Source organism: Caulobacter sp. GW821-FHT12F03 (genome assembly GCF_058806855.1).
Map to the genome: position 1 here is coordinate 637,072 of NZ_JBXAQC010000001.1, position 20,715 is coordinate 657,786.

Sequence of the window (20,715 nt, forward strand, 5' to 3'; positions counted from 1 at the left end):
CGCCCGGGCAACGGGCGCGGAGGAGACGGCCATGGCCTATGAAGCGATCACCACCGAGCTGTCTGACAGCATCCTGACGATCACCCTCAACCGGCCCGACGCGCTCAACGCCTACACCGCCCGCATGGGGGCGGAGCTGGCCGACGCCTTCGTCCAGGCCGACGCTGACGACGCGGTGCGGGTGATCATCGTCACCGGGGCCGGGCGCGGCTTCTGCGCCGGGGCGGATATGTCGGCCGGGGCTGACGCCTTCGGCGGCGACGGCGCGAAGCTGTTCGGCGAGGGCCGGCCGAGGACCGGCGCGCCGAAGGGCGGCTTCGTCGAGGCCATCTACAGCTGCCGCAAGCCGTCGATCGCCGCGATCAACGGCGGGGCGGTCGGGGTCGGCATCACCATGACCCTGCCGATGGACATCCGCATCGCCTCGACCCGGGCGAAGATCGGCTTCGTCTTCGCGCGGCGGGGTCTGGCGCCCGAAGCCGGGGCCGCCTCGTTTCTGCCGCGCATCGTCGGCCTGCCGCAGGCCCTGCGCTGGTGCTACTCGGGCAAGGTGTTCGGCCCCGACGAGGCGCTGTCCGGCGGCCTGGTCAGCGAGGTGGTCGAACCCGAAGCCCTGCTGGACCGCGCGCGCGAGATCGCTCTCGAGATCGCCCGGGAGACCTCGGCCATCTCGATCGCCGTCACCCGCGCCCTGTTCCAGCGCTTCGCCGAGGAGCCCGATCCGCTCAAGGTGCTGGCCGTCGATGGCCCGCTGGCCATGGCCATGGGCGCCTCGGCCGACGTCCGAGAGGGCGTCGCGGCCTTCCTCGAAAAGCGCAAGCCGGCCTTCCCGGGCAAGGTCTCGACGGACATGCCGTCGCCGTATCCGTGGTGGGAGGGGGAGTAGGGCGTAGGGAGTAGGGAGTAGGGAGTAGCTGGAGGGGCCAGGGACTAGGGACTAGGGACTAGGGACATGAAGCGCGGTGCGGTCGCCGCAACTTCGCTCGACCACTCCCTACTCCCTACTCCCTAGCCCCTGGCCCCTGGCCCCTGGCCCCTCACTCCCGCTCCCCCGCCGACCGCGCCCGCACGGCCCGGAACTCCGACCCCTCGTTCCATTCCGGCCACAGCCGCGAATTCGCCAACGCGCCGCCCGCGAACAGCAGCAGGTCGACGTCCGCCGCCGCGCCGCGCAGGTCCCAGGCCGGGCTCCAGACGTCGCAGGGCTGGTGGTAGCATTTGCTCGTGTACTCGCTGACCCAGCGGTCGCCGGCCTCGCGACCGCCGTCGACCAAGTCCGGCCCGCCGCCGATGCCCATCAGCAACAGGACCGGCACGCCGCGCTTGGCGACGCTGAAATGGTCGGCGCGATAGAACAGCGCCCGCTCCGGATGGGCGTCGGGCGTCACGGTGCGGCCCTGGCGGGCGGCGGCGCGGGCCAGATCCTGCTCGAGGCTGTTCTGCCCGGCCCCGACCAGCACCACGTCGCGGCTCGGCCCGGCGGTCTGCAGCACGTCCATGGTGAAGTTGGCCACGGTCTTCGCCAGCGGGAACACCGGATGCTCGGCATAGTATTCCGAGCCGAGCAGGCCGCGCTCCTCGGCCGTCCAGACGGTGAACACCAGGCTGCGCTGCGGCGCCGGCCCCGCCCTGAAGGCGCGCGCCAGTTCGATCAGGCCGGCCACGCCGATGGCGTCGTCGGCCGCGCCGTGCCGCACGGTGTCGCCCGAGGCGTCGGCCGGGCCGATGCCGAACGCGTCCCAGTGGGCCCCGAACATGATGCTCTCGTCGGGATGGGTCGCGCCCGGGATTTTCGCCAGCACATTGTGGCTGATCAGGCGGTCGACCTTCAGCGGATAGTCGGCGGAGAAGCGGGCCCCGGCCAGGGTCACCGGCGTGAAGCCGGCCGTCCGGGCGCGGGCCTTCTCGGCCTCGAAGTCCAGCCCGGCCTTGCGGAACAGGTCGACGGCCAGGTCGCGCTGGATCCAGCCCTGCAGCAACAGCTTCGCCGTTTCCGGATGCTCCCGCACGACGTCGAAGCTCTCGCCGTTCGAGGCCACCACCGTGGTCCAGGGATAGGCGGCGCCCGCCGTTTCGTGGACGATCAGGGCGCCGATGGCGCCGCGGCGCACGGCTTCCTCGTACTTGTAGGTCCAGCGCGCGTAGTAGGTCGCGGCCTTGCCGCCGAACCTGCCGGCGACCGCATCCCCGGGCTGCGCTTCGAAGTCCGGGTCGTTGATCAGGATGACGGCGATCTTGCCCGTCAGGTCGACGCCCTTGAAATCGTCCCAGCCGCGCTCGGGCGCGCTGACGCCGTAGCCGACGAACACCAGCGGGGCCTTGTCGATGGTCACCCGGTCCACCGGCCGCTGGCTGGCGGCCATGATGTCGGTGGTCTGGACCAGCGTCCGGTCGACGCCGCCGACGCTGAGGCTGAACCGGGCGTCGCGCGGCACGACGAAGCGGTAGAGCGAGACCTGCTGGGTCCAGCCGCCGTTGTCGCCGGCCGGCTGAAGGCCGAGCGCCCTGAACTGGCCGACCAGGTAGTCGATCGTCTTTTGCTCGCCGGGACCGCCCGGCGCGCGGCCGGCGAAGGCTGGGTCGCCCAGCGTCTGCACATGGGCGGCCAGCCGGTCGGGCGAGACGACCCCGCCTTCCCGGGCCGAGGCCGGAACAGTGACGAGCGCACCGAGCGCCAGGGCGGCGAGAAGGCGTCGGGTCATGTCGGTCACTGCCAGTCGGCGGGCGTCTCGAGCGCCAGCATCTCGTCATAGGTCGGCCGCCGGCGGATCACGGCGAACCGGTCGCCATCGACCAGCACCTCGGGGACCAGCGGGCGGGAGTTGTACTCGCTGGCCATGGCCGCGCCGTAGGCGCCGGCGCTCATGAAGGCCACGACGTCGCCGGGGTTCAGCGGCGGCAGCAGCCGGTCGCGGGTGAAGGTGTCGCCCGTCTCGCACACCGGCCCGACCACGTCGCAGGCGACGGGGACGGCGTCGGTCGCCCTGACCGGCCGGATGTCGTGATAGGCGTCGTACATCGCCGGGCGGATCAGGTCGTTCATCGCCGCGTCCAGCACCAGGAAGCGCCGGCCCTCGGGCCGCACGTTCAGATGCGTCACGCCGGCCAGCAGCACCCCGGCGTTGGCGGCGATCACCCGGCCCGGCTCGAAGGCGAAGCGGATGTCCTTCAGCCCGGCCATCACCCGGCCGATCATCGCGGCGTAGTCGGCCGGTCCCGGCGGGTCGGGCATGTTGAAGTAGGGCACGCCGAGGCCGCCGCCGAGGTCGAGCCGCTCGACGGTCATGCCCTCGGCGCGCAGGGCCTCGACCAGGCCGCGCATGCGGGTGAAGGCCGCCTCGAACGGGGCCAGGTCGGTGATCTGGCTGCCGATGTGGCAGGCCACGCCCAGCGGCTTGAGGTGCGGGTTGTTGGAGGCGTTGGCGTACAGCCGCGCGGCCTCGTCGAATGACACGCCGAACTTGTTCTCGGCCTTGCCGGTGGCGATCTTGGCGTGGCCGCCGGCCGCCACGTCCGGATTGACCCGGAAGACGATCGGCGCGCGCAGGCCCAGACCCTCGGCCACCTCGGCGACCAGCTTCAGCTCGGGCTCGGACTCGACGTTGATCTCCGACACCCCGGCCTTCAGCGCGAACGCGATCTCGCGCCGGGTCTTGCCGACGCCGGAAAAGACGATCCGCTCGCCCGGAATGCCGGCGGCCAGCGCCCGGCGGATCTCGCCCTCGGAGACGGTGTCCGCCCCCGCGCCGAGATCGCCCAGCGTCCGCAGCACCGAGACGTTGCCGTTGGCCTTGACCGCGTAGGCGACCAGCGGGTCGCCAAGGCCGGCCTCGACAAGCGCGTCACGGAACACCGTGTAGTGCCGCGCGAGCGTGGCGCGGGAATAGACATAGACCGGCGTGCCGACGGCCTCCGCGATCCGGGAAAGGGGCGTGTTCTCGCAATGGAGCTCGCCGCCCCGGACCTCGAAGTGATTCACGGGCGTTCCGGTTTACTTGGGATTGGAGCCGGGGATCGGCGCTTCGGCGGGCGTGCGCCGGTCGATCGCGGGATCCATGACGGTGCGGTTGGTCGCCGCGCGCGGCTCGGGGCCGCCCGGGCCCGGACGCTGCAGTTCGCCCAGCCGGCCGCAGCCGGCCAGCGCCACGCCCGCCAGGGCGACGATAACGATCAGGGACTTGGCTTTCATCGCAGCACATCCTTCCAGCGCTTGATCTGTGACCGCACCTGGTCGGGCGCCGTTCCGCCGTAGCTTACGCGGCTTGCGGACGAGGCGGCAGGGGTCAGAACCTTGAAAACGTCTTCGCTGATGCCCTGGTTGAGCGCCTGCAGCTCGACCAGCGGCAGATCGGCCAGGTCGAGACCCAGCTGTTCGGCCCGCTTCACCGCCGCGCCGGTCACATGGTGGGCGTCGCGGAACGGCAGGTCCAGCTCGCGCACCAGCCAGTCCGCAAGGTCCGTGGCGGTCGAGAAGCCGGCCCCGGCGGCGGCGGCCATCCGCCCGGCGTTCGGCTCCAGGTCGCTGATCATGCCGGTCATGGCCAGCAGGCTCAGCTCCAGGGCGTCGAACGCCTCGAAAGTCGGGACCTTGTCCTCCTGCATGTCCTTCGAATAGGCCAGCGGCAGGCCCTTCATGACCACCGTCAGGCTGGTCAGGGAGCCGAGGATCCGACCGACCTTGGCCCGGATCAGCTCGGCCGCGTCGGGGTTCTTCTTCTGCGGCATGATCGAGCTGCCGGTGGTGAAGGCGTCGCTCAGCCGGATAAAGCCGAACTGCGGCGTCATCCACAGTACGATCTCCTCGGCCAGCCTCGACAGGTGGGTGGCGGCGATGCTGGCGGCCGACAGGGCCTCCAGCGCGAAGTCGCGGGCCGAGACGCTGTCCAGCGAATTGGCCGTCGGCCGGTCGAAGCCGAGCGCCTTCGCGGTCATCTCGCGGTCGATCGGGAAGGGCGATCCGGCCAGCGCCGCGGCGCCCAGCGGGCATTCATTCATCCGCGCGCGCGCGTCGCGGAAGCGCGATGCGTCGCGCCCGAACATCTCGACATAGGCCATCAGATGGTGGCCCAGCGTCACCGGCTGGGCGGGCTGCAGATGGGTGAAGCCGGGCATCAGGGTGTCGGCATGGGCCTCGGCCTTGGCGATCAGCGCCTGCTGCAGACCCTCCAGCTGCGCCGCCGAGCGGTCGCAGGCCTCGCGCACCCACAGGCGGAAATCGAGCGCCACCTGGTCGTTGCGCGAGCGGGCGGTGTGCAGCCGGCCGGCCACCGGGCCGATCAGCTCGCGCAGCCGCGCCTCCACATTCATGTGGATGTCCTCGAACTCGTCGCGGAACGGGAAGGTCCCGGCGGCCATCTCCTCGGCGATGGCCGAAAGGCCGCGCTGGATTTCGGCGGCGTCCCCGCTAGATATGACGCCAGTCTTCGCCAGCATGGCGGCGTGGGCCTGCGATCCGGCGATGTCCTGGGTCGCCAGGCGCTTGTCGAAGCCGATGGAGACGTTGATCGCCTGCATCAGGGCGTTGGGACTGGCGGAGAAACGCCCGCCCCACATGGCCTGTCCTTCACCGGACTTATTCGAGGGTTTGTCAGTCATATGAGCGAAGTCCAGCCGGCGAAACCCAGGCCCGACCTGTTGAAGTGGGCCATCCGGGGCGCCGCCCTAATCGGCGTCGCGGCGGTTCTATACGTCATCGTCAGCGCCTCCATCAAACCCAAGAGCGACACGGACTTGCGACAATTCGCGAAGGGCGAGCTGGTCAAGCTGGTCGTGCCCTCCGCGCCGACGCCGGCGCCGACCGCCGGCTTCACCGACGCCGACGGCAAGGCCATGACCCTGGCCGACTTCAAGGGCCAGATCGTGGTGGTCAACCTGTGGGCCACCTGGTGCGCGCCGTGCCGCATCGAGATGCCGACGCTGGCGAAACTGGCCGCCGCCTACCAGACCCAGCCGGTGCAGGTGGTGGCCATCAGCGTCGACCGCGACGCCGACCTCAATCTGGCGAAGGACGACATCGCGAAGAACGCGCCGCTCAAGCTCTACCGCGATCCCGGCTACAAGTTCGCCTTCGGCCTCAAGCCCACGGCGGCCGGCTTCCCGACCACGATCATCTTCGACAAGCAGGGCCGCGAACGCGCCCGCCTCAGCGGCGACGCCGACTGGAACGGCAAGGAAGCCCGCGCCCTGATCGAGGCGCTGCTGAAGGAGTAGGGCTGAGGGGACCGTTTATCCTGTCCCTTGGGACAGGATAAACGGTCCCCTTCGGCGCGAACGGGGTGAGGGGGCGCCGTTGACGGCTGATCTGGACATCATCGCGCTGGAAGACGTCTCGGCCCGGGCCTGGCCGGCGCTGCACACGGCGCGGCTCGGCGGCTGGCGGCTGAACGCCTCCACGGGTCACACCGGACGGGCCAACACCTGCTGGGCGCTCGAGGCGCCGGACCGGCCGGTCGACGACGCCTTCGCCGCCGTCGAAGCCTGGTACGCCGGCCACGGCCTGCCGCCGAAGTTCAAGACGGTCGACGGCGCGACAGCGCCCGCCGACATGCCGGCCTTGCTGGCCGGGCGCGGCTATAAGCCCAACACCGAGACCTGCGTCATGACCGGCCCGGTCGGCGGGACCAATGACGGCGTGACCCTGCTCGCCGCGCCGGACGACGGCTTCATGGCGGTGATGTTCGAGGCCCTCTATCGCGACGCGGCCGACGCCCGTGAGCGGGTCGAGACCCTGGCCCGCATCGCCCCGCCGATGTTTTTCGCCCGCCTGGACGTCGACGGCGAGCCGGCGGCCATCGGCGCCTGCGCGGTCGGCGACGGCTGGGGCGGGATTTCGGTCATGCGCACCAGCCCCAGGAATCGCCGCAAGGGCCTGGCCTCCCGCGTCGTCTCGGCGCTGCTCGGCGCGGCGCAACAGGCCGGGGCCAGGCGCAGCTACCTGCAGGTCGAGGCGGCCAACGTCACGGCCATCGCCCTCTATGAAAAGCTCGGCTTCCGCGAGGCCTATCGCTACCGTTACTGGGGCCGGTAGACCGGCGCGCGCTGGGCGATGACCACGCCCGCCAGGGTCAGCACGCCGCCGACCATCTGCAGCGGCGTCAGGGCCTCGTGGAACAGGATCCAGCCGGCCACGGCGGCGACCACCGGCTGGGCCAGCACCACCACCGAGGCGATCGAGGCGGGCAGGCGGCCGAGCGCCCAGGCGATCGAGCCCTGTCCGGCGACATGCACGACGGCCAGCCCGACGCAGGCCAGCCAGCCGGCGCCGGAGCCCGGGATGATGTCCTCGCCCATGCCGAAGGCCACGACCAGCAGGATCGGTGTCGAGACCAGCGTCGACCAGAACATCGCCCGGGAGGCGCCGGCCCCCTGACGCGCCCTGCGCATGGCGAGGAAGTAGAGCGCGTACCAGATGGCGGTCGCCAGCGAGAGGAGGTCGCCCAGCATCGGGGCGATGGCCTGGCCCTTGTCGGCGGCGGCGGCCATGGTCCAGGCGCCGGCGATGGCCAGGGCGAGGCCGGCGAGGAAGATGCGGCCCGGCCGTTCGCGGAAGGCGAACCAGGCCACGGTGGTCACCACCACCGGCGAGAGGTTGGTCAGCACCGTGGCGTTGGCCACCGAGGTCAGCTTGACCCCGTAGTGCCAGAACGACAGGTCCATGGCGAAGAACAGCCCGGCCAGCAGCATTGCCCGCGAGGGCCGGGCGGGCCGCCCGCCGCCTTCGTTGCGCCAGGCCAGCAGCGCCAGCAGCGGCAGGGCCAGAAGCAGTCGCCAGAAGCCGGCGGCGGCCGGCCCGGTCTCGGTCATCCGCACGAAGATCGGCGCGAAGCCGATGGCGCAGGCGCCGAACACCAGCGCGGCCAGCGCGGCGACGGGCGCCCTGACCGGCGCGTCCGCGGCCGTCTCGCTCACGCTTCGAAACCCAGCTCGGCGCGCAGCTGCGCGCCCGTCATGCCGGCCGCGCGCAGCGTGCCCAGCGTCTCGCCGCCCTTGCGCTTGGCGAACCGCTCGCCGTTGGCGTCGAGCAGCAACCGGTGATGGCGATAGACCGGCGTCGGCAGGCCGAGCAGCGCCTGCAGCAGCCGCTGGATATGACAGGCCTCGAACAGGTCGGCGCCGCGCACCACGTCGGTCACGCCCTGCAGCGCGTCATCGACGACGCAGGCCAGATGGTAGGCGACGCCCACGTCCTTGCGCGCCAGCACCACGTCGCCGGCCAGCTCGGGCTTGGCCTCGATGCGGCCGTGCTCGCCACCCGGGCCCTCGCCCTTCTCCTGGAAGCGCAGGCCGCGCAGGCTGCCCAGTTCGGCGCGGGCCGCGTCGATCGACAGCCGCCAGGCGAACGGCTTGAGCTCCGACAGCCAGCGGTCTTCCTCGTTGGGATGGATCGGCCCGCCGCGGAACGGCGCGACATGTCCATGCGGCGCGCTCAGCGCGGCCTCGGCCAGCTCCTTGCGGGTCCTGAAGCAGCGATAGATCAGGCCGCGGGCCTCCAGCTGCGCGAGCGCGGCCTCATAATCGGCCAGGTGTTCGGACTGCCGGCGCACCGGCTGCTCCCATTCCAGGCCCAGCCAGGCGAGATCGTCGAGGATCGCCGCCTCGTGCTCGGGCCGGCAGCGCGTCGCGTCGATGTCCTCGAGGCGCAGCAGGAACCGGCCGCCGGCCTTGCGGGCGGCGGTGAAGCCCTTCAGCGCCGAATAGGCGTGGCCGCGATGCAGCCGACCGGTCGGGGAGGGGGCGAAACGGGTGACGAAAGGGGCGCTCACCGGCCGTCTGTAGACCGGTGCGCGCCGCTTCGCATCAAGTGTTGGGGATCAGTTGTTGGCCGGGGCCTCGGAAATGTCTTCCAGCACCGCGCCGGCCTTGCGGGCCGAGGCCTCCTGGGCGACGTCGCCGAGCGAGACGATGCCGGTCAGCTTGTCGGCGCCGTCGACGATCAGGATGCGGCGCACCTGCTTGTCGGTCATCTGGAAGATGACGTCGGCGATCGAGGCGTCCTCGCGGCAGGTCTGCACCTCGGTGGTCATCACCTCGTCCACGCGGGTGTCGAAGCTGCGCTGCTCGCCGACCACGCGCAGGACGATGTCGCGGTCGGTGATGATGCCGAGGATGCGGCCGTCCTCGACGACCGGAATGGCGCCGGCGTCGAGCTGGGTCATCCGGCGGGCGACATCGGAAACGCTTTCGGACGGCTTGGCGACCTGCGGGTTGGCGGTCATCACGTCGGAGATCTGCATGGGGCTGTCCTTTGGCCGTTGAGGGTCAGCTGCCCTAACGGCTCGCGGCGGCTGCTGTTCCGCTGCAGTGGCTGACGATGACGGCTCGGGGCAGGATGCCGACGCATGATCCTCCCCCGCCGGGGGAGGTGGCCCGAAGGGCCGGAGGGGGCTGCGCCGACCGGTGGAACGGCCCCCTCAGTCAGCCCTGCGGGCTGCCAGGTCCTCTGGCCGGAGCATCTCGGGTCTGCGTCTCAGAAGGAGTCAGAAAGAGATCAGCCGCCGGCCTTCGCCCGGGCCGCCGGGAACATGCCCAGGTGCCCCAGCACGGCGCGCAGGAAGCCTTCCTCGCCGCCGAGGCCCTCCTTCAGCGGATCGAACTGACGGAAGCTGGTCATCTCGGCCAGGCCGTGCGCGGCGCACCAGGCGGCGATCGTCGCCAGCTCGATGTCGACCTCGGCCGCGGTCGGACCGGCCAGGGCCCGGAACGTCTCGCGCACCTGGCAGTAGGCGCTGTCCTCGTTGTCCTGCATGCCCTCGGGCAGCATGTCCTTGTCGCGCGAGCAGTCGTACATCACCCGGTACAGCGCCGGGTGCGCGCGCGAGAACTGCACATAGGCGACCCCGATCTCGGTCATGTGCGCGGCCGGGTCGTCGGTGCGGCCCTTGGCGCTGGTCATGGCCTCGCCGAGCATGTCCCAGCCCACATGGGCCACGGCGTCGAGCAGCTCGCCCTTGTCCTTGAAGTGGTGATAGGGCGCCGCCGGACTGACGCCGGCCTCGCGCGCCACCGCCCGCAGCGACAGGGCGCTCGGGCCCTCGTTTTCGAGGATCCGGCGCGCGGCGTCCACCAGGGCGCGGCGCAGGTCGCCGTGGTGATAGGGCCGGACTTCGGCGGTTGCAGCTTCTCTCATGCGGCTCACGTTAAATCTCTATCCGAACGCTGTAAAGATCATCTTGACGCCGTTCAGATCGGTGTTATTTAAGCGTCGTTCAGATCGAACAGCCCCCGCTCCCCCGGGGGAATAACTGGGGGGCTCCAACGACAGGGGCCCAAACTTAAGGACTGTGTGTCATGACCGTTTCCAAACTCATCGCCTTCGAACGCTTTTTCGACCGTTCGGCCGCTGTCTTCCTGCTGGTTCTGGGCGCGTCGCTCGCCGGCGCCACGGTGTTCGTGGGCGGCTAACGCGCCCACTCGATCCTTCGATCCCGCCGCGTCCCCTCGGATCCCCCCGAGGCGGCCGCGGCCAGACCCTGACGGGGGCGCCGCGCGGCGCCCCTTTTTCTTTGGGTGCTGTTGTCGTGTGTTGCAGGTCCGCCGATGGACCTGCCGGCGGTCTCGGCCATTCCGCCCTAGGAAATATTCGAGGTCTCGATTTCGGGCAGCATCCGTCTCCAGGCCGCAACCGCGATGCTCAGACCAATCACCATGCTGACGAATAAGACGGCGCCGTTCGCCACTGCCAGGATGCAGGCCGTGGGGAAGTCATGGGCCGAAGACATCGTCGGGACGACTCGATTGAGACCGCCGACGATGAAGGACGTCGCAAAGAGAGACATGCGCATACCTTTCGTCGATCTGAATGCCGCTGCCGGACCGACGAGCTTCATCGATGTGGCTTGAAGGACCGGCCAGCCCGGAAGAAGGGCAAAAACGACCAACGCGCCAAGAGACAGAACGACAACCGCTGCAAACATCCACACGGTCCCCGGCGGAGGTGTCAGAAGGATCAGGCCGATTGCCAACAAGGCCGGCAATGCCATCGCGACCGACGTCGCGAAAAATCGGCCGAGGCTGACTGTGGACCAGCGCGTTCCGGTCATGAGCATCGCCACCGAATAGGCGACCACAAACCAGCCGATGATCAGAACCGCTGAGATGGCATAGTCGATGGGAGGAAGGTTTCCTGGCAGAAAATGCGGCCTGTTCGTCCAGTGCAAAAGGTCGATGAAGGCTGAAACCACACTCCAGCATCCGATGTAAATCAGACCGGCGCGAGGGATTTTCGCGGCTTCGGCATACGCGTCCCGATAGAACGCCGCAGGGTTTTGCTTGGTGGCCATGCCGCGATTGTGGAGACCCGCCGCGCGCGGTGTCCACCGATTTGTCTGGCTTCGGCCAGGTCCAGCGTAAGCCGCCGCCAGCGGTGGAGCGGCTCGACTTTTCGTTCGGAGATCGCGTCGCCCCGTCTTGGTTTCGTCGCGAAACAGGGTCTATCCTGCGAGTCGCGTTCAGGGATGCTGGCGATCCCTGATGAGACGCGGAAAGCGAGGCGGGTCTTCAGGACGGTCGCGTATTCATTCCAGCCGTTATCGGCTCCCCTGTCATCGGGAGGCGCCCGATGACGCTGCACAAGGCCAAGGTGCTCAAGTCGCCCCCGTCGGGATTTCCGGCCCTGGTGCTGAACGCCGACTTCCGGCCGCTCAGCTATTATCCCCTGTCGCTCTGGCCCTGGCAGGAGGTCATCAAGGCCGTGTTCCTCGACCGGGTCGAGGTCATCTCCACCTATGACAGGATGGTCCACAGCCCCTCGTTCGAGATGCGGCTGCCCAGCGTGGTCTGCCTCAAATCCTACGTGGCTCAGGACCGGCCGCCGGCCTTCACCCGCTTCAACCTGTTCCTGCGCGACAGCTTCACCTGCCAATACTGCAGCGCGGGCTCCGACCTGACGTTCGACCACGTCATTCCCCGCTCGCGCGGCGGACGCACGACCTGGGAAAACATCGTCACCGCCTGCGCGCCCTGCAATCTGACCAAGGGCGGCCGCACGCCGAAGGAGGCGCAGATGCACCCGCACCGCCATCCGCGCCGGCCGTCGATGCACGAACTGCAGGACCACGGCCGCCGCTTCCCGCCGGGCTTCCTGCACGAAAGCTGGCTCGACTTCCTCTACTGGGACATCGAGCTGGAGGCCTAGACCAGATCCTCCCCCATCGGGGGAGGTGGATCGCCGAAGGCGAGACGGAGGGGGCGGCGCCGCGCCGCGGAATACCCCCTCGGCCAGCCTTGCGGGCCGCCAGCGCCCACGGTGGGGGAGCATCCGTCGCGTTTCCTGCTTGGGAATGGCGTGGAACCTGCCATGACTGCCGATGCTCGCGCCGGTCCGGCCGGGTTTCACCCCGGAGCGACCATGAAGCCCCCCGTCAAACGGCTGCACGATCTCAAGCCGGCCGCCGAGCCGGCCATCTTCGCCCCGCCGACGCCGAAGGTGTCGCGGCGCAAGCCCGGCAAGGTGCTGACCGCGGCCGAGAAGGCCGCCTTCCTCGCCGCGCGGCCGGACCTCGAGCCGAAATCCTGACTCTCAAGGAAACCCGGCCGTCACACGGGCGTTGTGATCTTCAGGCCATTCAAGGGCAGGGGGTGACCCATGAAGATTCTCGAGATCATTCGACTGCCGTTCGCCGTCGCCGGCGCCTTCGTCGGCGCGCTCGGCCTGCCCGGGTGCTGGGACGCCATCAAGGGCTGCCTCGCCGAGGCGCGTGCGATGCCCAAGGCGCAGGCCGGGCTTTCGGCAAACCGCCTGTAAACCTTCCGGGCGTACCCTGGCGTCATGAGTAGCTCGTCCGCCGCCGATGCATCCCAGCGCCGAAACAATGGCCGTCAGCGCACCCTGCTGGCCGGCAAGCTGGCCAACGTCGACGCCACCGAAACGGTGGATTGCACGATCCGCAACATCAGCGACACCGGCGCGATGATCGAGATCGCCTCGCCGCAGTTCCTCACCGGCCCACTGCACCTGCTGCAGGTCAAGGAAGGACTGGCCTGGGACGTGGAGATTGTCTGGCGCCGCGGCAATCGCATGGGGCTGCGACTCGGCGACCGGCACGACCTCAAGGCCAACACCGAGATGCAGCTCAGGGCCCTGCGCGCCATCTGGAGCCAGATGGCGCTGCGCTAGGCGCGCTGTCCTGCATCACCGGATGAGGGGACAGGTTATCCTGTCCCTCGGGACTGGATAACCTGTCCTTTGCCTCAGAACGGGGACAGGACAAGCAGTCCCGAGGGACAGCTTGGCCAGTCCCCGTCAGGACACCGTTTCGGGCTCGGGCGGGTCATAGGCCGGCGCGGGGTCCGGCTCGCCGGGCAGGCCGGGATCGTTGTCGGGCTGCGGCGGTTCGTAGGGCGGCGCGGGATCGGGTTCGGCGGGGATTTCGGGATCGGGCATGCGGAATCAACCCGCGAGGCGCGTCCCCGGTTCCTAGACCTTCTCGCTGATCTTGATCGCCGTCCTGCAGCCGATGCGGATCAGCGCCGCCAGCACCGGATAGCCCGGCGCCTCGCGCGCGCCTTCGTCGCGGGCGATGTCGCGGTGCATCAGCTCCTCGTCGCGGAACACACTCAGTTCCGCGGCCAGGTCGGGATCGCGCGCCGACAGCTCGGCGATCTGGCTGGCGTAGTGGCCTTCGATGACCGTCTCGACGGCCTCGGTGCAGGCATGGGCGGCCTTGTCGCCCATCAGCGCGGTGCCGGCGCCCAGCGCGAAGGCAGCCGCGCGCCAGACCGGCGCCAGCAGGGTCGGCCGAACCTGGTGTTCGTTCAGCAGGGCGTCGAAGCGCGCCAGATGCACGGCCTCGTGGCCCTCCATCTCGGCCAGCTGTCCGGCCACCCGCTCATGGCCGCGCGCCTTGCCCAGCACGGCCTGCTGGCCGCGATAGATGTGCACGGCGCCGAGTTCGCCGGCGTGGTCGACGCGCAGGATCTCGGCCAGGCGGCGACGACCGGCGCCGCGGCCGGGACGGGCGGGAACGGGACGGTCAGACACGGCGCAACCTCACGGCCAGCACGCTGTACACCAGCAGTTTCAGGGAAATCAGCGCGTTCCAGCCGGCCATCGACAGGCCGAGGAACACCCAGGCGGGCGTGTCACAGGCCGGGGCCTTGATCGAGCCGCCCTTCATCACCGCGTCGAGGGTGGTCAGCGACTGGATCGCGCCGGAGGCGCAGGTCTTGGGCCCGGGCCAGAACTTCCACTCGGCGCCGGCGTGATAGATGGCCAGAACCACCCCGCCGAGGAAGATCACCGCCAGCAGCAGGCTGGCCAGCCGGCGGACGCGGTCGTCCTTCAGCAGCATCTGGCCGGCGAAGCCGATCGCCCCGACGGTCAGGGCCACCCAGTAGACCTCCCGCGCCTTGAGGCAGAGGGTGCAGGGCGCCAGATGGCCGAAGGTCTCGAACGCGTGGGCGATGGCCAGCATCAGCGCCGACGACAGGGCGGCGACCAGCGGCCAGTTCTCGAGGCAGCGATTGATCAGGGCTTTGAGGGCAGGGGGCATCTCAGCAGGCGCTCGTTCCGTTTCCGAGGAAGTGGCTGGCGACAAGTCCTATCACAACGAGGGCGACAAGAAGGCCGGCGAACAGCGCCAGCCGCCGTTCGATGACCGGCATCATCGCCGGGCCGAACTTCTTGACGATCCCCGCCACGAGGAAGAACCGCGCGCCCCGGGTCACCACCGAGGCGGCGATGAACACCGGGAAGGCGAACTGGGCCAGGCCGGAGGCGATGGTCACGAGCTTGTAGGGGATCGGCGTCAGACCCTTGATCAGGATCACCCAGACGCCGTACTTGCCGTACCAGCACTGGAACTGGGCCAGGCCGCCTTCGTGGCCCGACAGCTTCATCAGCCACAGCGCCGCGTCCTGCAGATAGTAGCCGATGGCGTAGCCGAGGCACCCGCCCAGCACCGAGGCCAGGGTGCACAGCGCCGCGTAGCGCCAGGCCTTGTCCGGCCGGGCCAGCACCATCGGCGCCAGCATGACGTCGGGCGGCACCGGAAAGAAGGAGCTCTCGGCGAACGAGACCGCGAACAGGGCGGAGGGGGCGTGACGCGAGGCGGCGAGCCCCATCACCCAGTCGTAAAGTCGGCGCAGCATCCGGCTGTGCTATCAGGGCCCGGCGGGCTTGTCTCGCGCCGGCATGGAAAAGGGAGAGCCCCATGACCACACGGACGGCGGCCTGCCAGTGCGGCGGCCTGACGGCGACCTGCGACGGCGAGCCCGATGTGGTCTCCCTCTGCAGCTGTCTCGACTGCCAGCGGCGAACCGGATCGGCGTTCGGCCTCGTGGCCGTCTATCCGCGCGAGGCGGTGACGGTGAACGGCGCCTCGCACGCCTATGGCCGGATCGCCGAGAGCGGCAACCCGAGCACGATGCACTTCTGCCCGACCTGCGGCTCGACGGTGTACTGGGAGGCGGAAAGCCGGCCGGGCATTCTCTGTGTCGCCGTCGGGGCCTTCGCCGACCCGACCTTCCCGATGCCGGTGCGCACCGTCTACGACGTGACCCGTCATCCCTGGATCGGCTTCGAGGCGGCTACCCGGCTTTAGTTTCATCTGTTACTATCTCTTCCGACTTGCGAAGGAGACCTGCGATGAACGCCCAACCCCGCGCCGACCTGTTCGACAACCCGCTCGGCACCGACGGCTTCGAGTTCGTCGAATTCACCTCGCCCGAGCCCGAGGCGCTCAAGAGCCTGTTCGAATCGCTGGGCTTCACGGCGGTCAGCAAGCACCGCTCGAAGAACGTGCTGCGCTTCCGCCAGGGCGACATCAACTTCATCCTCAACATGGAGCCCGAGGGCCAGCCGGCGGACTTCCGCGCGGTGCACGGTCCCTCGGCCAACGCCATGGCCTTCCGCGTGCGCGACGCCGCCAAGGCGCTGAAGATGGCTGTCGAGCGCGGCGCGACGCCGGTGCAGGGCAGGGTCGGCCCGATGGAGCTGAACATCCCGGCCATCGAGGGCATCGGCGGCACGCACCTCTATCTCGTCGACCGCTACGGCGCGGCCGAGATCTACGACGTCGACTTCCTGCCGATCGAGGGCGCGGGCGCCGTCGAGGAGGCCAACAGCGTCGGCCTGACCTATCTCGACCACCTGACCCACAACGTGTTCCGCGGCGGCATGGCCAAGTGGGCGGCCTTCTACGAGCAGGTCTTCAATTTCCGCGAGATCCGCTACTTCGATATCGAGGGCAAGGTCACGGGCCTGTTCTCCAAGGCCATGACCAGCCCGGACGGCAAGATCCGCATCCCGCTCAACGAGAGCCAGGACGACCAGAGCCAGATCGAGGAGTTCCTGCGCGACTACAAGGGCGAGGGCATCCAGCACCTGGCCTTCGGCACGGACGACATCTTCGCCACGGTCGAGACCCTGCGCGCGCGCGGCGTGAAGTTCCAGGTCACCCCGGACAGCTACTACGAACTGCTCGACGCCCGCGTGCCGGGCCACGGCGAGGACACCGCCCGCCTCAAGGCCCAGCACATCCTGCTCGACGGCGCCCCGACCGAGGGCCAGGGCCTGCTTCTGCAGATCTTCACCGAGAACCAGGTCGGCCCGATCTTCTTCGAGATCATCCAGCGCAAGGGCAACGAGGGCTTTGGCGAGGGCAACTTCAAGGCCCTGTTCGAGTCCATCGAACTCGACCAGATCCGCCGCGGCGTGGTGAAGGAGGCCTAGGCTTCGGCGAGGCCCAGCCGACGTTCAATCCGGTCGAGCCTCTGCTCGAAACGGTCCATGCGGCGGTTCAGAACGACGAGGTTCTCTTCGACGTTGGTCAGCCGGACCTTGATTTCGGAGACTTCCTCGACAAGCCGATCAACCTGCGTCGAGATGTGACGCAGGTACTGGAGCACGATGTTGTCGGGCCCGTCGGTCATGGTGTGAACATAGCGCGAACATGGGGCGAGCGCAATACGAATTGCCCGTTTTGGTTGCGGCCCGCCGCGTGGCGACGCTCAATGACAAGGACCCATCCGGATCATGGCCAAAGGTAACTGGATCCCCGTCCGCGGCGCGGAAGGCCTGCACAGCAAGCAGGCGCATGCCGACCTGCCGGACGGGACCTACGAGCGGGAGATGTCCAAGGAGGGCTTCTTCGGCCCGGCGGCCTTCCTCTATCACCGCAGGCCGCCAACCGGCTGGACCAGCTTCGAGGGGCCGCTGCGCCCGCGCGCCTTCGACCTCAACGGCCTGAACCACGCCGCGCCCTCGCCGTGGGACGCGCCCGTCATCCTGCACAACGCCGCCTGCGAGATGCGCTTCTGGAAGCTGTCGGCCGCCATGCCGGGTCTGGCCCGCAACGCCGACGGCGACCAGCTGCTGTTCATCCACGCCGGCGCGGGCGAGCTCCACTGCGATTTCGGCCGGCTGGCCTACGAGGCCGGCGACTACCTTTACCTGCCGCGCGGCACGATGTGGCGGCTCAGCCCGACAGCCCCGACCGCCGTCCTGACCATCCAGGCGACCAACGGCCACTTCACCCTGCCGGACAAGGGCCTGCTCGGCCCGCACGCCCTGTTCGACCCGGCCCTGCTGACGACTCCCGCCATGGACGACGCCTTCCGCGCCCACCAGGCGGAGGAGGGGACCTTCCCCGTCCACATCAAGAAGCGTGGCCAGGTCTCGGTGGCCACCTACGGCTATAACCCGCTCGACGCGGTCGGCTGGCACGGCGAGCTGGCGCCGGTGAAGATCAACGTGCGCGACTTCCGGCCGCTGAACAGCCACCGCTACCACCTGCCGCCGAGCGTCCACACGACCTTCCTGGCCGAGCGGTTCGTGGTCTGCACCTTCGCGCCGCGCCCGTTCGAGACCGATCCGGGCGCGATCAAGATCCCGTTCTTCCACAACAACGACGACTACGACGAGGTGCTGTTCTACCACGCGGGGGACTTCTTCAGCCGCGACGGCATCGACGCGGGGATGATGACCTTCCATCCGTCGGGCTTCACCCACGGGCCGCACCCCAAGGCGCTGAAGAACATGCTCAGCCAGCCCAAGCCGGCGACCGACGAATACGCGGTGATGATCGACACCCGCGATCCGCTGGAGGTTGGCGACGGCGCGGCGAGTGTGGAAAACACCGCCTACGTGGACAGCTGGAAGACCTCATGACCGACGCGACCGACCCCCATCTCCTGGCCATGGCCGAGGACGAGCTCCAGCGCGCGGTGACGATCCGCTGGCGCGAGCTCTCCAGGGTCACCCCGTGGGGCGACACCTTCGAGGGAATTTCGCCTGACGGGAGAAATGTCGAGGTGGAACGAAACTATCTGTGGGCGAGCGAGCCGGGAGGGGACATTCTGGTCGAGATTGCGGTGTTCGGCGGACCCTCGCGCTACGACGCGGGGGCCAGGGTCAGCCGCCTGATTCCGAAGACCGCCTGAACGGCGGCTCGGGAGTCTTCGAGGGGGTCGGAAGATGACGGATCATAGCGAGTTTCCCTGGGGGCCGCAGTACGAGCCCGGCCTGCTGACGCCGCTCGGCGTCATCGGCTGGGTGGTGGCCTCGGCGCTGCTGCTGATGCTGCTGCTGGGCGTGGCGACGCCGCAGGCGCGCAAGGCCGGCGCGACCCATCTGGACGACATCTACAAGCTTATCCTCGCCGCCGCCCGCTTCGCGCTGAAGCAGGACGAGTTCGGCATCCTGCGCGGCGCGGACGTGCTGCGCCGGGTGATCCGCACCCAGCTGGGCGGCGTGCTGATGGCCGGCGGCGCGCTGGGCAAGCAGATGAAGGCGCTCAACACGGCCCTCGGCGAGAAGGACGACAAGGACAAGAAGAAGGACGACAAGCACGGCAAGGACGCCCACGGAAAGGGCGGCCATGGCGGCGGTCACGGAGGCGGCCACGGCGCGGGGCACGGCGCCCACGCGGCGCACGCGGCCCACGGCGCGGGTCATGGCGAGGCGCCCTCGGCGGTCGCCCACACGGTCCAGGGCCACAGCATCACGGTCAACGTCGGCGGCGACAGCCACGGCGCCCATGACGCCCACGAAGAGGAACACGAGGAGGAGGAAAAGCCCCTCAGCCTCGAGGAGCAGCTGATCGCCCTGCGCAAGGCGGTCCGCGAGTTCGAGGCCTGGTGGAGCGACAAGCCGGCCCGCATGGCCGAGCTGCGCGCCGCCCAGGACGACCTGACCATTCCCAAGAAGCCCGACCCGGCCCTGGTGGCCCTTTTCGAAGAGAAAAAATGAAGCTCGCATCCCTCAAGGGTGGCCGGGACGGCCACCTTGTCGTCGTCTCCAGTGATCTCGCCTGGTGCGTGTCCGCGGGGGCCGTCGCGCCGACCCTCCAGGCGGCGCTCGACGACTGGGGATACTGCGAACCGTTGTTGCGCGGCCTGGCCGAGAGCCTTGAGCACGGCTCGGTGCCGAAGGACCGCTTCCACGAGCACGACGCCGCCTCGCCGCTGCCGCGCGCCTACCAGTGGGCCGACGGCTCGGCCTATGTGAACCACGTCGCCCTGGTGCGGCAGGCCCGCGCCGCGGAGATGCCGGCCAGCTTCTGGACCGACCCCTTGATGTACCAGGGCGGCTCGGACGGCTTCCTGGCGCCCCGCGACCCGATCCCGCTGAAGGACGAGGCCTGGGGCTGCGACCTCGAGGGCGAGATCGCGGTGATCACCGGCGACGTACCGCTCGGCGCCACCCGCGAACAGGCGCTCGCCGCCATCCGCCTGGTGCTGCTGGTCAACGACGTCTCGCTGCGCAACCTGATCCCCGGCGAGCTGGCCAAGAACTTCGGCTTCTTCCAGTCCAAGCCGGCCAGCGCCTTCTCGCCGGTGGCGGTGACGCCCGACGCGCTCGGCGACCGCTGGCAGGACGGCCGGCTGCACGGAGCGCTGGAGGTCGAGCTGAACGGCAAGCCGTTCGGCCAGGCCGACGCCGGCGTCGACATGACCTTCGACTTCGGAACCCTCATCGCCCACGCGGCGAAGACCCGCGCGCTGGGGGCCGGCACGATCATCGGCTCGGGCACGGTGTCCAACCGCGACGCCGACGGCGGTCCAGGCAAACCGGTCGATCAGGGCGGCGTTGGCTACAGTTGCATCGCCGAGGTGCGCACGGTGGAGACCCTGCTCGCCGGAGAGGCGAAAACGCCCTTCCTGCGTCACGGCGATACGGTCCGCATTGAGATGCGCGACGAGAAGCGCCACTCGATCTTCGGCGCGATCGAACAGACGGTGGCGCCGGCCGGTTGATGGGAAGGAAAAAGGTCATGGGCGCAGACGTGACGCCGCTGCCGCGCAAGCGGTCGCCCGACACCCTGGTGCTCGACGACTACCTTCCCTATCGCCTGTCGATCGCCTCCAACGGAGTCTCGGGCCTGATCGCCCGCGCCTACCAGGACCGCTTCGGTCTCTCGATCCCGCAGTGGCGGCTGATGGCGGTGCTGGCCGAGGGGGCCCTGACGCCCCAGGCCCTGGTCGCCCGCACGGCCATGGACAAGGTCACGGTCAGCCGCGCCGCCCAGGGGCTGGTCACGCGCAACCTCGTCGAGCGCACGGCCAACCAGACCGACGGCCGCTCGCACACCCTGGCCCTGACCGACACCGGCCGCCGCCTGCACGGCGAGATCGCGCCCCTGGCCCTGGCCTATGAGGCGGCCCTGCTGGCCGGCCTCGCCCCGGCCGAGGTGGCCACCCTCAAGCGCCTGCTGTCCCGGCTGGAAGCCGCCGCGGCCCGTCTGTCGGGCGAGGGACGCTAGCGGCCCGCCAACGCCG

General features: G+C 69.5%; 28 protein-coding genes. 14 read left to right on the plus strand and 14 right to left on the minus strand.

What is annotated here, in order from left to right:
* Nucleotides 1–31: 31 nt before the first annotated feature.
* Nucleotides 32–886, plus strand: a complete 855-nt coding sequence (locus tag AC1RN0_RS03095) for an enoyl-CoA hydratase-related protein (RefSeq protein ID WP_492785961.1) — start codon at nucleotides 32–34, stop codon at nucleotides 884–886.
* A 151-nt stretch (nucleotides 887–1,037) separates the two neighbouring features.
* Here the strand turns inward: AC1RN0_RS03095 and AC1RN0_RS03100 are convergent, their stop codons facing one another.
* From AC1RN0_RS03100 to argH, 4 genes are read right to left on the minus strand one after another with little or no spacing between them, the layout of a single operon-like run.
* Complete coding sequence (locus tag AC1RN0_RS03100; RefSeq protein WP_492785962.1) at nucleotides 1,038–2,702, minus strand: M28 family metallopeptidase; 1,665 nt, start codon at nucleotides 2,700–2,702, stop codon at nucleotides 1,038–1,040.
* Nucleotides 2,703–2,707: 5 nt separating this feature from the next.
* Nucleotides 2,708–3,979: a diaminopimelate decarboxylase gene (gene lysA / locus AC1RN0_RS03105; RefSeq protein WP_492785963.1), complete on the minus strand. Its 1,272-nt coding sequence runs from the start codon at nucleotides 3,977–3,979 to the stop codon at nucleotides 2,708–2,710.
* 12 nt (nucleotides 3,980–3,991) lie between these two features.
* Nucleotides 3,992–4,189 (minus strand): hypothetical protein, encoded by a 198-nt coding sequence (locus tag AC1RN0_RS03110; protein ID WP_492785964.1) that lies wholly within the window; start codon nucleotides 4,187–4,189, stop codon nucleotides 3,992–3,994.
* Nucleotides 4,186–5,595, minus strand: coding sequence for an argininosuccinate lyase (gene argH / locus AC1RN0_RS03115; RefSeq protein WP_492785965.1), 1,410 nt, complete (start codon nucleotides 5,593–5,595; stop codon nucleotides 4,186–4,188). Before argH ends, AC1RN0_RS03110 begins: the two co-directional genes overlap by 4 nt.
* Between argH and AC1RN0_RS03120 the strand changes: the two genes are divergently transcribed.
* Nucleotides 5,596–6,210 carry a TlpA family protein disulfide reductase gene (locus AC1RN0_RS03120; RefSeq protein WP_492785966.1) on the plus strand — a complete coding sequence of 205 codons (615 nt, stop codon included), beginning with the start codon at nucleotides 5,596–5,598 and terminating at the stop codon, nucleotides 6,208–6,210.
* Between the two features lie 79 nt (nucleotides 6,211–6,289).
* Nucleotides 6,290–7,027 (plus strand): GNAT family N-acetyltransferase, encoded by a 738-nt coding sequence (locus AC1RN0_RS03125; protein WP_492785967.1) that lies wholly within the window; start codon nucleotides 6,290–6,292, stop codon nucleotides 7,025–7,027.
* Here AC1RN0_RS03125 and AC1RN0_RS03130 read toward each other — a convergent pair.
* The 5 genes from AC1RN0_RS03130 to AC1RN0_RS03150 all read right to left on the minus strand — a co-directional run bounded on the left by AC1RN0_RS03130 (nucleotide 7,012) and on the right by AC1RN0_RS03150 (nucleotide 11,279).
* A complete protein-coding gene (locus tag AC1RN0_RS03130; RefSeq protein ID WP_492785968.1) occupies nucleotides 7,012–7,908 on the minus strand; it encodes a DMT family transporter in 897 nt (298 codons plus the stop codon). The two genes, AC1RN0_RS03125 and AC1RN0_RS03130, sit on opposite strands and share 16 nt — an antisense overlap.
* Nucleotides 7,905–8,762 (minus strand): tRNA glutamyl-Q(34) synthetase GluQRS, encoded by an 858-nt coding sequence (gene gluQRS, locus AC1RN0_RS03135; RefSeq protein WP_492785969.1) that lies wholly within the window; start codon nucleotides 8,760–8,762, stop codon nucleotides 7,905–7,907. Before gluQRS ends, AC1RN0_RS03130 begins: the two co-directional genes overlap by 4 nt.
* A 48-nt stretch (nucleotides 8,763–8,810) precedes the next feature.
* Nucleotides 8,811–9,233, minus strand: a complete 423-nt coding sequence (locus tag AC1RN0_RS03140) for a CBS domain-containing protein (protein ID WP_492785970.1) — start codon at nucleotides 9,231–9,233, stop codon at nucleotides 8,811–8,813.
* Between the two features lie 254 nt (nucleotides 9,234–9,487).
* Complete coding sequence (locus AC1RN0_RS03145) at nucleotides 9,488–10,126, minus strand: TetR/AcrR family transcriptional regulator (protein WP_492786413.1); 639 nt, start codon at nucleotides 10,124–10,126, stop codon at nucleotides 9,488–9,490.
* Nucleotides 10,127–10,568: 442 nt separating this feature from the next.
* Nucleotides 10,569–11,279 (minus strand): hypothetical protein, encoded by a 711-nt coding sequence (locus tag AC1RN0_RS03150; RefSeq protein ID WP_492785971.1) that lies wholly within the window; start codon nucleotides 11,277–11,279, stop codon nucleotides 10,569–10,571.
* 278 nt (nucleotides 11,280–11,557) lie between these two features.
* Between AC1RN0_RS03150 and AC1RN0_RS03155 the strand changes: the two genes are divergently transcribed.
* The 4 genes from AC1RN0_RS03155 to AC1RN0_RS03170 all read left to right on the plus strand — a co-directional run bounded on the left by AC1RN0_RS03155 (nucleotide 11,558) and on the right by AC1RN0_RS03170 (nucleotide 13,114).
* The gene (locus AC1RN0_RS03155) at nucleotides 11,558–12,133 is read left to right on the plus strand and encodes an HNH endonuclease (protein ID WP_492785972.1); all 576 of its coding nucleotides are present in this window, start codon (nucleotides 11,558–11,560) and stop codon (nucleotides 12,131–12,133) included.
* A gap of 213 nt (nucleotides 12,134–12,346) precedes the next feature.
* Complete coding sequence (locus AC1RN0_RS03160) at nucleotides 12,347–12,514, plus strand: hypothetical protein (RefSeq protein WP_492785973.1); 168 nt, start codon at nucleotides 12,347–12,349, stop codon at nucleotides 12,512–12,514.
* Nucleotides 12,515–12,583: 69 nt separating this feature from the next.
* Nucleotides 12,584–12,742, plus strand: coding sequence for a hypothetical protein (locus tag AC1RN0_RS03165; RefSeq protein ID WP_492785974.1), 159 nt, complete (start codon nucleotides 12,584–12,586; stop codon nucleotides 12,740–12,742).
* A 24-nt stretch (nucleotides 12,743–12,766) separates the two neighbouring features.
* Nucleotides 12,767–13,114 carry a PilZ domain-containing protein gene (locus AC1RN0_RS03170; RefSeq protein WP_492785975.1) on the plus strand — a complete coding sequence of 116 codons (348 nt, stop codon included), beginning with the start codon at nucleotides 12,767–12,769 and terminating at the stop codon, nucleotides 13,112–13,114.
* A 126-nt stretch (nucleotides 13,115–13,240) separates the two neighbouring features.
* On the opposite strand, the gene AC1RN0_RS03175 is transcribed toward AC1RN0_RS03170, so the two are convergent.
* The 4 genes from AC1RN0_RS03175 to AC1RN0_RS03190 are packed head-to-tail and all read right to left on the minus strand — an operon-like array spanning nucleotide 13,241 to nucleotide 15,087.
* Nucleotides 13,241–13,381 (minus strand): hypothetical protein, encoded by a 141-nt coding sequence (locus AC1RN0_RS03175; protein ID WP_492785976.1) that lies wholly within the window; start codon nucleotides 13,379–13,381, stop codon nucleotides 13,241–13,243.
* Nucleotides 13,382–13,414: 33 nt separating this feature from the next.
* The gene (locus tag AC1RN0_RS03180; RefSeq protein ID WP_492785977.1) at nucleotides 13,415–13,978 is read right to left on the minus strand and encodes a demethoxyubiquinone hydroxylase family protein; all 564 of its coding nucleotides are present in this window, start codon (nucleotides 13,976–13,978) and stop codon (nucleotides 13,415–13,417) included.
* Entirely contained in the window at nucleotides 13,971–14,489 is a 519-nt protein-coding gene (locus AC1RN0_RS03185; RefSeq protein ID WP_492785978.1) for a disulfide bond formation protein B, read from the minus strand. The genes AC1RN0_RS03180 and AC1RN0_RS03185 overlap by 8 nt, the downstream gene beginning before the upstream one ends.
* A gap of 1 nt (nucleotide 14,490) precedes the next feature.
* A complete protein-coding gene (locus AC1RN0_RS03190; RefSeq protein WP_492785979.1) occupies nucleotides 14,491–15,087 on the minus strand; it encodes a YqaA family protein in 597 nt (198 codons plus the stop codon).
* Nucleotides 15,088–15,149: 62 nt separating this feature from the next.
* On the opposite strand from AC1RN0_RS03190, the gene AC1RN0_RS03195 reads away from it, so the two are divergent.
* Entirely contained in the window at nucleotides 15,150–15,539 is a 390-nt protein-coding gene (locus AC1RN0_RS03195; RefSeq protein ID WP_492785980.1) for a GFA family protein, read from the plus strand.
* Between the two features lie 44 nt (nucleotides 15,540–15,583).
* Complete coding sequence (hppD, locus tag AC1RN0_RS03200; RefSeq protein ID WP_492785981.1) at nucleotides 15,584–16,669, plus strand: 4-hydroxyphenylpyruvate dioxygenase; 1,086 nt, start codon at nucleotides 15,584–15,586, stop codon at nucleotides 16,667–16,669.
* Here hppD and AC1RN0_RS03205 read toward each other — a convergent pair.
* A complete protein-coding gene (locus AC1RN0_RS03205) occupies nucleotides 16,666–16,869 on the minus strand; it encodes a hypothetical protein (protein WP_492785982.1) in 204 nt (67 codons plus the stop codon). The genes hppD and AC1RN0_RS03205 overlap by 4 nt on opposite strands.
* 103 nt (nucleotides 16,870–16,972) lie before the next feature.
* On the opposite strand from AC1RN0_RS03205, the gene AC1RN0_RS03210 reads away from it, so the two are divergent.
* From AC1RN0_RS03210 to AC1RN0_RS03230, 5 genes are read left to right on the plus strand one after another with little or no spacing between them, the layout of a single operon-like run.
* Complete coding sequence (locus AC1RN0_RS03210; RefSeq protein WP_492785983.1) at nucleotides 16,973–18,106, plus strand: homogentisate 1,2-dioxygenase; 1,134 nt, start codon at nucleotides 16,973–16,975, stop codon at nucleotides 18,104–18,106.
* Nucleotides 18,103–18,378 (plus strand): hypothetical protein, encoded by a 276-nt coding sequence (locus tag AC1RN0_RS03215; RefSeq protein WP_492785984.1) that lies wholly within the window; start codon nucleotides 18,103–18,105, stop codon nucleotides 18,376–18,378. The genes AC1RN0_RS03210 and AC1RN0_RS03215 overlap by 4 nt, the downstream gene beginning before the upstream one ends.
* Before the next feature lie 34 nt (nucleotides 18,379–18,412).
* Nucleotides 18,413–19,186 carry a hypothetical protein gene (locus AC1RN0_RS03220; RefSeq protein WP_492785985.1) on the plus strand — a complete coding sequence of 258 codons (774 nt, stop codon included), beginning with the start codon at nucleotides 18,413–18,415 and terminating at the stop codon, nucleotides 19,184–19,186.
* Nucleotides 19,183–20,193, plus strand: coding sequence for a fumarylacetoacetate hydrolase family protein (locus AC1RN0_RS03225; protein WP_492785986.1), 1,011 nt, complete (start codon nucleotides 19,183–19,185; stop codon nucleotides 20,191–20,193). The genes AC1RN0_RS03220 and AC1RN0_RS03225 overlap by 4 nt, the downstream gene beginning before the upstream one ends.
* Nucleotides 20,194–20,210: 17 nt before the next feature.
* Complete coding sequence (locus AC1RN0_RS03230; RefSeq protein WP_492785987.1) at nucleotides 20,211–20,699, plus strand: MarR family winged helix-turn-helix transcriptional regulator; 489 nt, start codon at nucleotides 20,211–20,213, stop codon at nucleotides 20,697–20,699.
* The last annotated feature ends 16 nt before the right edge of the window (nucleotides 20,700–20,715 follow it).